Annotated in this window: 11 protein-coding genes; 2 read left to right on the top strand and 9 right to left on the bottom strand. The window is 59.4% G+C overall.

Annotated features, from left to right (window positions below):
- Positions 1-2: 2 nt before the first annotated feature.
- Positions 3-1064 carry a sn-glycerol-3-phosphate ABC transporter ATP-binding protein UgpC gene (locus AABB31_RS09150; RefSeq protein WP_342078439.1) on the top strand — a complete coding sequence of 354 codons (1062 nt, stop codon included), beginning with the start codon at positions 3-5 and terminating at the stop codon, positions 1062-1064.
- A 70-nt stretch (positions 1065-1134) separates the two neighbouring features.
- Positions 1135-2352 (top strand): threonine ammonia-lyase, encoded by a 1218-nt coding sequence (locus AABB31_RS09145; protein WP_342078440.1) that lies wholly within the window; start codon positions 1135-1137, stop codon positions 2350-2352.
- Positions 2353-2384: 32 nt separating this feature from the next.
- On the opposite strand, the gene AABB31_RS09140 is transcribed toward AABB31_RS09145, so the two are convergent.
- The 9 genes from AABB31_RS09140 to xsc are packed head-to-tail and all read right to left on the bottom strand — an operon-like array spanning position 2385 to position 12336.
- The gene (locus AABB31_RS09140; RefSeq protein WP_342078441.1) at positions 2385-3257 is read right to left on the bottom strand and encodes a DmsC/YnfH family molybdoenzyme membrane anchor subunit; all 873 of its coding nucleotides are present in this window, start codon (positions 3255-3257) and stop codon (positions 2385-2387) included.
- Positions 3257-4018: a 4Fe-4S dicluster domain-containing protein gene (locus AABB31_RS09135; RefSeq protein ID WP_342078442.1), complete on the bottom strand. Its 762-nt coding sequence runs from the start codon at positions 4016-4018 to the stop codon at positions 3257-3259. Before AABB31_RS09135 ends, AABB31_RS09140 begins: the two co-directional genes overlap by 1 nt.
- Positions 4015-4218, bottom strand: a complete 204-nt coding sequence (locus AABB31_RS09130) for a hypothetical protein (protein ID WP_342078443.1) — start codon at positions 4216-4218, stop codon at positions 4015-4017. The genes AABB31_RS09135 and AABB31_RS09130 overlap by 4 nt, the downstream gene beginning before the upstream one ends.
- Positions 4215-7040 (bottom strand): molybdopterin oxidoreductase family protein, encoded by a 2826-nt coding sequence (locus tag AABB31_RS09125; RefSeq protein ID WP_342078444.1) that lies wholly within the window; start codon positions 7038-7040, stop codon positions 4215-4217. The genes AABB31_RS09130 and AABB31_RS09125 overlap by 4 nt, the downstream gene beginning before the upstream one ends.
- A gap of 11 nt (positions 7041-7051) precedes the next feature.
- Positions 7052-7816, bottom strand: coding sequence for a sulfite exporter TauE/SafE family protein (locus tag AABB31_RS09120; protein WP_342078445.1), 765 nt, complete (start codon positions 7814-7816; stop codon positions 7052-7054).
- Positions 7817-8881: an acetate kinase gene (locus tag AABB31_RS09115; RefSeq protein ID WP_342078446.1), complete on the bottom strand. Its 1065-nt coding sequence runs from the start codon at positions 8879-8881 to the stop codon at positions 7817-7819.
- On the bottom strand, positions 8878-9813 hold the full coding sequence (locus AABB31_RS09110) for a phosphate acyltransferase (RefSeq protein WP_342078447.1): 936 nt from the start codon (positions 9811-9813) through the stop codon (positions 8878-8880). The genes AABB31_RS09115 and AABB31_RS09110 overlap by 4 nt, the downstream gene beginning before the upstream one ends.
- A gap of 1 nt (position 9814) precedes the next feature.
- Positions 9815-10567, bottom strand: coding sequence for a sulfite exporter TauE/SafE family protein (locus AABB31_RS09105; protein ID WP_342078857.1), 753 nt, complete (start codon positions 10565-10567; stop codon positions 9815-9817).
- On the bottom strand, positions 10564-12336 hold the full coding sequence (gene xsc, locus AABB31_RS09100; protein WP_342078448.1) for a sulfoacetaldehyde acetyltransferase: 1773 nt from the start codon (positions 12334-12336) through the stop codon (positions 10564-10566). Before xsc ends, AABB31_RS09105 begins: the two co-directional genes overlap by 4 nt.
- Positions 12337-12403: the final 67 nt, after the last annotated feature.

Below are 12403 nucleotides of genomic sequence, written 5' to 3'. Positions count from 1 at the left end.
CCATGTCAGGTGTGACGCTCAACAAAGTCATCAAACGCTACGGCGACGTGCAGGTGATCCACGGTGTGGATCTTGAAATCAAAGATGGCGAGTTCTGTGTCTTCGTCGGCCCGTCGGGCTGCGGTAAGTCCACATTGCTGCGCATGGTCGCGGGTCTTGAGGAGACGACCGAAGGCCAGATCAATATCGGAACCCGCGATGTGACCCGGATGGACCCGTCCATGCGTGGCGTGGCGATGGTTTTCCAGACCTATGCGCTTTATCCGCATATGACGGTAAAGGATAACATGGGGTTCGGCCTGAAGATGAATGGCCACCCCAAATCCGAAATCCAGGAAAAGGTGGCCGAGGCGACCCGGATTCTGAAACTGGAACAATATCTTGACCGCAAGCCATCGGCCCTGTCGGGTGGTCAGCGGCAGCGTGTCTCGATCGGGCGGGCCATTGTGCGTGGCCCCGAAGTGTTCTTGTTTGACGAACCATTGTCGAACCTTGACGCGGAATTGCGGGTTGAAATGCGGGTCGAGATCGCGCGCCTGCACAAGGAAATCGGCGCCACGATGATCTACGTGACCCATGATCAGGTCGAGGCGATGACATTGGCCGACAAGATCGTTGTGTTGCGCGCTGGGAATATCGAACAGGTCGGCGCCCCGATGGAACTGTACCGCGACCCTGACAACAAGTTCGTGGCAGGCTTTATCGGATCGCCTGCGATGAATTTCGTCGAAGGAATTGCCAATGACGGGACGGTCACGGTGCCCAGCATGAAGGCTGCATTCGAAGGTGTCGTTGCACCGGCCTATAGCGGCAAGAAGCTGATTGTTGGTATGCGCGCCGAACATCTGGAGGTCGATCCGGCTGGCGACACGCATACTGTCGAGATGACCGAAAGCCTTGGCGGTGTGTCCTTCGTCTACTTGTCCGGTGCCACCGGCGAGCGGATCGTGATCGAAGAGCGCGGCGACAACCGCTCGGAAGAGGGCGCAAAGGTCGGCGTCAGCATCGACAAATCCCGGATCTATCTGTTCGACGCCGAAACGGAGCAGCGCATCCGCAGCTAAGCCTGCGATCTGCAATTTTGAGAACAGTGATTGCGGCGCTCATCATGAGGCGCCGCGACAAGAGGGCGCAATGGTAGTCTTGAACGCTGACCTGATTGCATCGACCTATGCGGCAATCAGGCCGGCGACCATTCGCACGCCTGTGGTCCCGGCAACCCGCCTCTCGCGCCATTTGGGCATTGATCTGTTTCTCAAGCTGGAGAATTTGCAGCATACCAACGCGTTCAAGGCCCGCGGTGCCCTGGCCAAGCTGTTGACCTTGTCAGCGGATGCCCGCGCCAGCGGCGTGATCGCCTGCAGTGCCGGCAATCATGCGCAAGGGGTGGCCTATCACGCGACCCGCCTGGGGATGAAATCTGTTATCGTGATGCCCGAGGGCACACCGTTCAATAAAATCAAGCGCACCAGTGATCTGGGGGCAGAGGTCGTCATTCACGGCACCGGCTTTGATGATAGTGTGCAATTCACCCTGGATCTGGCGGCCCAGAAGGGAATGACATTCATCCATCCCTTTGATGACCCGGTCGTTGCGGCAGGGCAGGGCACTGTGGCGATAGAGATGCTGGAACAGCAGCCTGATCTTGATGCGATTGTCGTGCCCATCGGCGGGGGTGGGTTGATCGCGGGGATGGCCATTGCGGCCAAGGCGATCAAACCCGGTATCGAAATCATCGGCGCGCAGGCTGATCTGTTTGGCGCCGCAAAGGCCCATCTTGAAGGTGGCGATGCCCCCAGTTTTGTGGGTGGCACGCTGGCCGAAGGCATTGCCGTGCGCAAACCGGCCGCGGCCAATCTGGCCGTGATCCGCGCGCATGTCGCCCGCGTCGACAGCGCCTCGGAGGCCGAGATCGAGACGGCCGTGTTTGATTTGCTTTCTTACGAAAAGCTTGTGGCCGAGGGGGCCGCCGGGGCGGGCTTGGCGGTGATTGAAAAGCATCTTGACACATATCGCGACAAGAAGGTTGGTTTGGTGGTGTGTGGTGGGAATATTGACAGCCGTCTGCTGTCCACGCTGATTCTGCGCGGATTGATGCGTGATGGGCGCATCACCCGGCTGATTTTTGAAATTGATGACACACCGGGCCAATTGTCCAAGATCTCAGCCATCATCGGTGATGCCGGGGCCAATGTGATTGAGGTGATCCACCAGCGCATGATGCAAAGCGTGTCGCTGAAACAGGCTGAGTTGGAGATTGTCATCGAGGCCCGCGATCAAACCCATGTTGATGAAATCGTGGCCCTGCTGCGGGGCAATGGGCTGACCGTGCGTGTCCCGCAGGATATCTAGGGTCAGGATGGGTTGAAACCCATCCTACGCCCTTAGCGCTTGCCGTAATATAGCCCGACCACATGTTCGGCCTGGGCAAAGAACAGCCACCGCAATGCAAGCACCCCTGCGATATGGCTGAGAACCGCCAAGACCCCGAAGACATGATTGAATGGCAGCAGCAGCAGGACCACCGGCAGCACAAACCCGAGCCCAAGCGCAATCAACCGCAATTGTGCCGCATGTTTGCGCCCCACCTGATGCACGAATTCGCGCAGCAGGTAGTTGGTGCCGGTATGCGGCGGCTCAAACGCCCGGACCTGACCGATATGGCCCAGACCCGTTGCCGATGCCATATTGGTGCCGGATGCGGCCAGGCGTCCATCACCTGTTTGCCAGGCATAGAACTGCAACGCAGCAGCCCCAAGCAGCAGGATGATGGCCAGCCAGATCTGTCCCGTCATCAGTGCCCCGCCGCCGATGGACAGGACCAGAAACAGGGCCGGTGTCGTCCAGTGTTTCCAGCGTGGTACTGTCTTGAGCTGGGCGTAGATCATCGAGGTGGTAAAGACGGTTCCGACGGCCCCCAACGCCCCCAGAAAGCCCAGAATGCCGATGCGCGTACCCGCAAAGACAAGGCCGGCCCCGTAGATCGCCATGATGAGTAGGGTTGCAACCGCGCAAATCCCTTCCCGGCTAAGCCAGCTTGTCTGCCATTGGCTGAATGCCTTGATCGCCCGTTCAGGATGCCCAAGGTGGAAGGTCGAGGCCAGCAGCCCCCCGACAGCAAACAGATAGGCGATTGCAAACCAGATGAATGCGCCAAACCCGGTTGGTACAATGGCCCCAAGCCCCAGCCAGAACAAGAGCCCGAAACCGATGCCGGAAAAGGTGGTGAAGATAATGACGGACGGTGCGGGATGCATTATTCGGTCCCTCCGGGTAGGGCTGACAGCGTTTTATCGAGCCAGCCGACAAAGCCTTTGCCGTCACTGGCCACAGGTTCAAGATAAGGGGCGAGGACATCAAATTCCGGCATCTCGTCCTTTGGACGGGGTGGCAGGTATTTATTGACCGGCTTTGTCCCTTGCTCTGGCATCAGATCAAAGCCGCCGCGTTCGGCCACCAGTTGCGAGACATCGCTATTGGCATCACCCAGATCGCCAAAATGCCGTGCACCGGCCGGGCAGGTGCGCACGCAGGCGGGCTGTCGGTCTTCTTCGGGGAGGTTTTCGTTGTAGATCCGGTCCACGCAGAGTGTGCATTTCTTCATCACCCCTTCCTTGGCGTCCAGTTCCCGCGCGCCGTAAGGACAGGCCCAGGCGCAAAGCCCGCAGCCGATGCAGTCGCTTTCATTGACCAGAACGATCCCGTCCTCGGCCCGTTTGTAGCTGGCCCCGGTGGGGCAAACCGTGACGCAGGGCGCGTCTTCGCAATGCAGGCAGGATTTAGGGAAGTGGATCAGCTGCGCGGCACCCTGTTCCGGCTGCACCTCGTAGGAATGGACCCGGTTAAGGAATGTCCCCGATGGGTTTGCCCCATAGGCTTGCTGATCAGAGAGCGGCGCGCCGTAATTTTCGGTGTTCCATCCTTTGCAGGAGACAACGCAGGCGTGGCAGCCGACGCATGTGTCCAGATCAATGACCAGTCCCAGCTTTTTGCTGGATTTCGGTGGCAGTTGGGTCATGTGGTGGCCCTTTCAAACGTTGGGATCGCCTGCGGCGCGAGTATTTTTGGCGAGATGATAGTGAATTGGGTCGCTGGACTGGCGGCCTGACTGATGGATTTTTCGTTGTCTGCGTCCCATGTGACGATGAACCAGATGAAGCTGCCCAATGTCAGTGTCACAAACGCCGCGATCAGCAGGAGGACTTGTGCGTTGCTCACTTGCCCACCTTCCAATCCAACTCGCCCGGTCCCTGGCCAACCGGCGATTTGATGGCTGGCATCGCCGGCTGCGCCTCGTTCGGGATGGCGGATTTTTCGATTTTTACCCGCAGATCGAACCAGGCAGCCTGACCTGTGACCGGGTCTGAATTGGCCCATCGCAGCCCGTCGCCCTTGGGCGGCAACAGTTCGTGGATCAGGTGGTTCAGCAGGAAGCCCTTGGTTGCCTCTGTCGCCCCTTCATCCAGCGCCCATGCCCCTTTGCGTTTGCCAATGGCGTTCCAGGTCCAGACCGTGTTTTCGTTCAGCGCCGCCTGATGCGCCACCGGGACGGTGATGGATCCGTGGACCGAGGAGACCTTGGCCCAGTCGCCTTCCTTGAACCCGTTGGCCTCCCAGATCTTGGTTGGGACATAAAGCGGGTTATGCCCGTGGATTTGCCGCAGCCACGCGTTCTGGGTTCCCCATGAATGATACATTGCCATGGGCCGCTGGGTCAGCGCATGCACCGGGTATTCAACCGGATCGACATGCGCATCCTCAAAGGGTGGATACCAGATAGGTAACGGATCCATTGTGACTTTCAGCTGACCGCGCAGATGCTCGGGCGGCTGGATTGTCCCGATCCCTTCTGCGGCGGCCTGAAATTTCCGCAATGGTTCCACATAAAGCTGGAAGATATAGGGCTGTACTGCGTCGTAGAACCCCATTTTGACGGCCCAGTCCTGATAGGCCGCATTGAACGGCTTGTAGAAGGCTGCCTCGTCCGGCACGTGTTCCAGCCAGAAGCCGCCATTGTCGATATAATTCTGGATCTGGTCTGGATTGACCTCGCCCCGCCCTTTGCCGCTGCCATCGCTGTTCCGGAAGCCCGCAAGGGGGCCAACGCCGGGGCGTCGGATGTGGTTGGTGATGTAGTCCGCATAATCCGCGTATTTCTGGCTGCCGTCCTCATTGATGAAACCCGGGAGTTGCAGGCGCGCGCCCAGTTCGCAGAGCACGGATTGAAAGCCGCGCACATCCCTGTCCGGTTCAACCACCGGCCAACGAATGGCGTCTGCGACCCCGTCGGCCTCGCAGATGGGGCGATCCAGAAGAGAGATGCAATCATGCCGTTCCAGATATGTAGTATCGGGGAAGATCAGATCGGCATAGGCGACCATTTCGGAGGAGTAGGCATCTGAATAGATGATATGTGGGATGACGTAGTTGCCGTCTTCATCCTTGTCGGTGAGCATCTTGTGAACCCCGCCGACATTCATCGACGAGTTCCAGGACATGTTGGCCATATACATGAACAAGGTGTCGATCTTGTAAGGCACACCTGCATGCGCGTTGGAGATCACCATATGCATCAGGCCATGGGCCGACATCGGGTTTTCCCAGGTATAGGCCTTGTCGATCCGGGTCGGGGTCCCGTCCTCTTGCAGCAAAAGATCCTCTGGCCCCTGCGTATAGCCCAGATGCGGGCCATCCAGTGCTGCACCGGGTGTGACCTTGCCATGTGGTTTGGGATGTGCGGTTGCAGGTTTGGGATAGGGCGGCTTGAAGCGCATGCCGCCCGGAACCTCAACCGAGCCGAGGATGATCTGCAGCGTATGCAACGCGCGGCAGGTCTGAAATCCGTTTGAATGCGCCGAAATGCCACGCATTGCGTGAAAGCTGACGGGCCGGCCAACCATCTTGTCGTGTTTCTTGCCACGGAAATCGGTCCATGACTGATCAACCTCGATGGCTTTGTCAAAGGCGACGCGGGCCAGGTCGGCCGCAATGGCGCGGATCCGCTGGGCGGGGATGCCGCAACTGTCGGCCACAGCCTCGGGGGCGTAGTCATCGGACAGGTAGCGATCTGCCATCTGGTGAAACACGGGGCGGTGCGTGATCCCGGCATCGCGGTAGCTGGCGGACAGATCGGGTTCGACCCCTTGGCCATTCCATGGTGCAAGCTGGCCTGTATTGCGGTCAATCACCTGTGGTTGCCCATCCGCATCGCGCAGGAACAGGCCGAATTGCGGGCTGTCAGGGTCTTCGTTGACCAGAACGGAGGCGTTGGTAAAGCGCGCCAGATAGTCCAGATCGACCTTGCCCGCTTTCATCAGACAGTGGATCAGGGCCAGAATGAACTGCCCATCGGTTCCCGGCGTGATGCCGACCCAATCGTCGGCGACGGCGTTATACCCGGTTCTGATCGGGTTCACCCCGATCATCCGCGCGCCGCGTGCCTTGATCTTACCAATGCCGATCTTGATCGGGTTGCTGTCATGGTCTTCGGCAACGCCAAACAGCATGAACAGCTTTGTGCGTTCCCAATCGGGTTGGCCGAACTCCCAGAAGGCCCCGCCCATCGTGTAGATGCCTGCTGCAGCCATGTTGACCGAACAGAACCCCCCATGGGCCGCATAGTTCGGCGTGCCAAAGCCTTGCGCCCAGAAGGATGTGAATGACTGCGACTGATCACGCCCGGTAAAGAAGGCCAGCTTTTCAGGATGTTTTTCCCGTACCGGGGCCAGCCATTCGGTCGCAAGCGTCAGCGCCTCATCCCACGAGATTTCTTCGAACTCACCCGATCCACGTGGCCCGACCCGTTTCAGTGGGGCGCGCAGCCGTGAGGGGGCGTTGTGCTGCATGATCCCGGCAGATCCCTTGGCGCAGAGCACGCCACGGTTCACCGGGTGGTCCTTGTTGCCCTCGATATAGGCGACCTTGCCGTCTTTCATATGCACATTGATCCCGCACCGGCAGGCGCACATGTAACAGGTCGTCTTGCGCACCTCGTCGGAAACTTTCGGGGATGTCTCGAGCTTTGGTTGATCAAGTGACATTTAGCTACCTTTCAAGAAAGCGTGGTGCGGATCAGTCCGGCACCCGCAAGGGCGCAGAGAAGAACCAGACAGAAGGGCCGATAATACTGGGCAAGACCCGGGGTGAACAGTTTTTGACCCAGATACACCCCAAGCAGGGTGGGCAAGGCAAAGACCAGACCACGGCTGACGCCGGAAAAATCCATCACCCCAAAGGCCAGAAGGGTCACCATGGAGGTGATCGACCCCAGAAACAGAAACAATACAAGCGATCCGCGCATTTGCCGGGCCGGCGCATCACTGGCCAGCACGTATAGCGCCACGACCATGCCGCCCACATGCGCCAGCCCGCTGACGATCCCGGCCAGGATGCCGGTGCCGTAAAGGCCCGGCTTGGTCGCCAGAAACGGCAGTTTCAGCTTGGAAAGCTGCGACACGGCAAGCGTGATGATCACCGCAAGCGCGATGATCTTGGAGGTCTCGACCGGCAGGCTGAGTGTCAGCCATAGACCCAGCGGCCATCCTGCAGTTGACCCGATGACAAGCCCGATTGCTGCGGTCCGGTCCGCGTCAGCCCATCCGCCTTTCAGCATCAGGACAGAGGCGCTAAGTTCCAGCCACCACAGCATCGGGATCAGTTCCACAGGCGGCAGGATGATCACGGCGCTGGCCATGATCAGGGCCGACAGCGCAAAACCTGAAAACCCACGGACAATACCCGCCACAAGCACGATCACGGCCAACAGCGCAAATTCCTGCCCGGTCAGGTTGACGATATCCAGCAGCCGGTCGATCACTCAGTGCCCTCCTGCCATCAGGGTCAGTGCATCCCGCGCGATTTGCTTTTCCTCGTCAGCGGTGATCACATGCACGGGCAGTTCGCCAAAGCAGCCCAGCAGGTCCATGATCCGGTCCCGGATGGGGGCGGCGTTTTCGCCAATTCCGCCCGTAAAGGCGACCGCATCCACCTCGCCCATTGCCACAATGGCGGACCCCGCGTTGCGGGCCGCCCAATAGCAGAAATGTTCGACCGCAAAACGGGCCTCGGGGTCATCACGCTCTAGCAGGGTTTTCATGTTATTGTCGCCCGCCAGCGCCTTGAGGCCGCTATTTTTATTTAGCATCCGGTCGGTTTCGTCCTCGCCCAATGACTTTGACATCCGCAAGACGGCTGCGCCGTCAATATCGCCGGACCGGGTGCCCATTGTCAGACCCGACAGCGGCGAATACCCCATCGAGGTCGCAATCGACTGCCCTTCACGGATGGCACAGAGGCTGGCGCCATTGCCCAGATGAAATGCCAACAGCCGAGCGGGCAACGCATCGCCAAAATCGGCGACCATGTTGGCATATGACAGCCCGTGGAACCCATAGCGCCGGATACCGGCATCATGTTGGGTCTTGGGGATTGCATAGCGGATCGCGACATCGGGGTTGGTTGCGTGAAAGGCCGTTCCAAAGCTGCAATATTGCGGCATCTCCGGTGCGGTCGCCCGCAAGGCGTCGATACCCGCAAGATTATTGGGATTGTGCAGCGGCGCCAGCGGGATCACGCTTTGGATTGTCTTGATGATTGGGTCGGTCACCCGGGCCGGTTGGGTCAGGATCGCGCCACCATGCACCACACGGTGGGCGGCAGCCGTGAAGGATGCCAGCGGATAACCCGCCTCGGCCAGTGCCGCCAGCATCAGCGCCAAAGCATGGGCGTGATCGCGGGTTTCAATGGCAGTCGATGCCTCACCCAGTTTCAACGCACCAGCCGTACCCAAATTCGTCACGCTGCCCGCGATCAGGGATCTGAGTGCGGCATCAAACACCTCGATCTTCAACGAGGATGAACCTGCGTTGAGAACAAGAATCATTTTGGCAAACCACAGCTGATTGCGGCCAATGCGGCGGACGCCATGCGGGCCGCAGGTGGATCAGCGCGCGAGGTCAGCAGGATCGGCACCTTGGCCCCTGTCACCACACCCGCCGCGCAGCCGCCGGTCAGATAGACAAACGCCTTGAACAACGCATTGCCTGACACAATATCCGGCACGATGATTGCGTCTGCGTTGCCCGCCACAGGATCATCCGTCATCTTCTTCGTGGCGACGGCCTGGGGCGACATGATCAGGTCAAACGCCAATGGGCCGGACACGTCAATATCTTCGACATTCTCGCGGGCCCATTCGGCCAGCGCCTGGCCGTCCATGGACGAGGGCACCGATGGAATAGCACTCTCTGTCGCGGACAGGATCGCGATTTTGGGACGATCATTGCCCAGCCGGTTGAGCAGTTTCTTGACCTCAACAATGGATGATTGGCGGGTTGTCAGATCGGGGGCCACGTTCACCGCCGCATCCGAAATCAGGACAGGCTTGCCGCCGTCAGGATGGGTGATGTGGAAAATATGGACGAACCGGGCGCCGGTGCGCAGACCCGCATCGCGGGATACGGCGGATTTCATGAAGACATCCGTGTGCAGCTGGCCCTTCATCAAAACGTCAGCCTCACCCGCGCCGCACAGGGCGGCCGCGGTTTTGCCCGCCTCTTCCTCGCCCGTTGTGTCATGCAGGGCGTAGCCGGAGATATCCCAATCCAGCTTTGCGGCCTCGGCGCGGATCATATCCGCCTCGCCGACAAATACAGGCACCATGATGCCTGCCCTGGTCGCGTCTTCTGCGGCTTCCATCGGCAAGGGTGAGCCGGCGCGGGCAATTGCCACGCGGGGTGCGCCAAAGCGTTTTGCCCGGTCAATCAGGTCTTGCGGGGCCACAGCCTCGCGATTGGAAATAAACGGTGATGTCATGTCAAATTCCCATCATTGCACGCGCCAGTCCCAGCAGGGACAGCGCCAAAAGCAGCATCACCGCAAAACGACGAAATGTCGAAGGCGAAGCGGCCAGAAACTGACGCCCGCCCAGCCAGACGCCCAGCCCCAGCAGCGGAAAGGCAAGGGCGACGCCCAACGCGGTCTCCCACGTGACTAACCCACCGGCCCAAAGCAGGGGCATGGTGATCAGGTCGAGCCCCGTCAGATAGACGATCATCGTGGCGCGAAACGTGGCTGCCTGCATCGGTTGCGCGGTCATGAAGGCGGCGACGGGTAATCCGCCGATCCCGGCGCTGTTGCATAGGCCCGACACCATACCGACGCCCATATGACCGGGGGCTTTGATCGTGCGTTGCAACGTCCAGCCGGACAGCAAGACCAGCGACATCGTCAAGACGATCAAGGAAACGGATAGCCTGACCGTGCTTTCGCCCAGCGAAAGAATGGCCCAGACCGAAAATGGCAGCACAATCGCCGCCCCGGCAAGCAGTGCGAAAACGCGCCGCCAGTCCACATGGCCGCGGATCCCGCGTGCCTGAAAGACTGTCATGAGCATTTCGCATGAAAACACCACCGGAATAAGGGGAAGCGGGTTTGTGATCAGGGCCGCAAAGGCAATGAAGATCGCCGAGAACCCAAAACCCGAATAGCCCCGGACAAAGGCCGCGCCAAAGAGTGCTACTCCCAACGCGGCCGCCTGTCCGGGGCCTAGGTCAAATGGCAAGCTTATTCAGCTGCCATGTCGGATGCGCTGATGCCGGCCACTTTGACGGGCTTCTTCATCGCGTCACGGCGGAACGGCTCGCCCAGTTCCTGGTTCAGGATGACCTCGATCAGGGTGGTTGTGTTGTTTTCCATCTGATCCTTGATCGCTTCCTTCAGGGCCGCAGTGGTTTCTTCCATGGTGCGAACCTGCACACCTTTCAGACCACAGGCATTGGCGATCCCGGCGTAAGACACTTTCATGTCCAGCTCGGTGCCGACAAAGTTGTCGTCAAACCACAGGGTGGAGTTCCGCTTTTCCGCACCCCACTGGTAGTTCCGGAACACGATCTGTGTGATGGCTGGCCATTCGTCACGACCAATTGCAGTCAGCTCGTTGACCGAGATACCAAACGCACCGTCACCAGCGAAACCGATTACCGGCGTGTCTTTCTGGCCAATCTTGGCACCAATGATGGACGGCAGACCGTAACCACATGGGCCAAACAGGCCTGGTGCCAGATACTTACGACCCGTTGGGAAGCTTGGGTAAGCGTTACCAATCGCGCAGTTGTTGCCGATATCGGACGAAATGATCGCATCCTCCGGCATCGCAGACTGGATCGCGCGCCATGCCATGCGGGGTGACATCCAGTCAGGACGGGCGGCACGGGCACGCTCGTTCCATGTGGTGCCGGGATCGTCCTGCTCGTGATCAAGCGAGGTCAGTTCCTGCGCCCATGCGGATTTGGTCGTGGCGATCAGGTTCTTGCGATCCTCACGGCCTGCATCACCTGCATCATCGGCCAGTGCGGCTGTGATGCCATTGGCAACCTTGGTCGCGTCGCCGACGATACCAACAGTCACTTTCTTGGTCAGGCCGATGCGGTCAGGGTTGATGTCAACCTGAATGACCTTTGCGTCCTTGGGCCAGTAATCAATGCCATAGCCGGGCAGGGTCGAGAACGGGTTAAGGCGTGTGCCAAGGGCCAATACAACGTCAGCCTTGCTGATCAGCTCCATCCCGGCCTTGGACCCGTTATAGCCCAAAGGACCTGCAAACAGCGGGTGGTTGCCCGGAAACGCGTCATTATGCTGGTAACCAACGCATACAGGTGCATCCAGCTTTTCAGCCAGCACGCGGGAGGCTTCGATGCCGCCCTCGGCCAGAACAACGCCAGCACCGTTCAGGATCACCGGGAACTTGGCAGTGGACAGCAGCTCAGCCGCTTTGGCGATGCTGTCAGAGCCACCGGGCGAGACTTCGAAATTGATCGGCTCGGGGATTTCGATATCAACGACCTGGGTCCAGAAATCACGCGGAATGTTGATCTGGGCCGGGCCGGACAGGCGGTGCGCCTTGGAAATCACGCGGGCCAGCACTTCGCAGATGCGGGTCGGGTCGCGGACTTCTTCCTGATAGGCCACACAATCGGCAAACAGGTTCATCTGTTCCATTTCCTGAAAACCACCCTGACCGATGGTCTTGTTGGCGGCCTGCGGTGTGACCAGCAGACATGGGGTGTGGTTCCAGTACGCGGTCTTCACGGACGTCACGAAGTTCGTGATTCCGGGGCCGTTCTGGGCGATCATCATCGACATCTCACCAGTGGCGCGGGTGTAGCCGTCTGCCATCATACCGGCAGTCATCTCATGCGCGCAGTCCCAGAATGTGATGCCTGCAGCAGGGAAGATATCGGAAATCGGCATCATCGCAGAGCCGATGATCCCGAAAGCATGTCTGATGCCATGCGCTTGCAGCGTTTTTACAAAGGCTTCTTCGGTGGTCATCTTCATGAGGAGGGTCCTTCCCGTTGTGTAAGGTTCGTTCAGTGGCCAATGGCCTGAAAATCTTTGGCGACTG

It is taken from the genome of Yoonia sp. SS1-5, from assembly GCF_038443705.2.
Taxonomy (GTDB): Bacteria; Pseudomonadota; Alphaproteobacteria; order Rhodobacterales; family Rhodobacteraceae; genus Yoonia; species Yoonia rhodophyticola.
This window is presented reverse-complemented; position numbering and strand designations above follow the sequence as displayed.

Excerpts from the sequence above, each read along its gene's own strand:
- xsc (WP_342078448.1), bottom strand. The coding sequence starts at position 12,336 with ATGAAGATGACCACCGAAGAAGCCTTTGTAAAAACGCTGCAAGCGCAT.
- AABB31_RS09125 (WP_342078444.1), bottom strand. The coding sequence starts at position 7,040 with ATGTCACTTGATCAACCAAAGCTCGAGACATCCCCGAAAGTTTCCGAC.
- AABB31_RS09110 (WP_342078447.1), bottom strand. The coding sequence starts at position 9,813 with ATGACATCACCGTTTATTTCCAATCGCGAGGCTGTGGCCCCGCAAGAC.
- AABB31_RS09140 (WP_342078441.1), bottom strand. The coding sequence starts at position 3,257 with ATGCATCCCGCACCGTCCGTCATTATCTTCACCACCTTTTCCGGCATC.
- AABB31_RS09115 (WP_342078446.1), bottom strand. The coding sequence starts at position 8,881 with ATGATTCTTGTTCTCAACGCAGGTTCATCCTCGTTGAAGATCGAGGTG.
- AABB31_RS09145 (WP_342078440.1), top strand. The coding sequence starts at position 1,135 with ATGGTAGTCTTGAACGCTGACCTGATTGCATCGACCTATGCGGCAATC.
- AABB31_RS09150 (WP_342078439.1), top strand. The coding sequence starts at position 3 with ATGTCAGGTGTGACGCTCAACAAAGTCATCAAACGCTACGGCGACGTG.
- AABB31_RS09135 (WP_342078442.1), bottom strand. The coding sequence starts at position 4,018 with ATGACCCAACTGCCACCGAAATCCAGCAAAAAGCTGGGACTGGTCATT.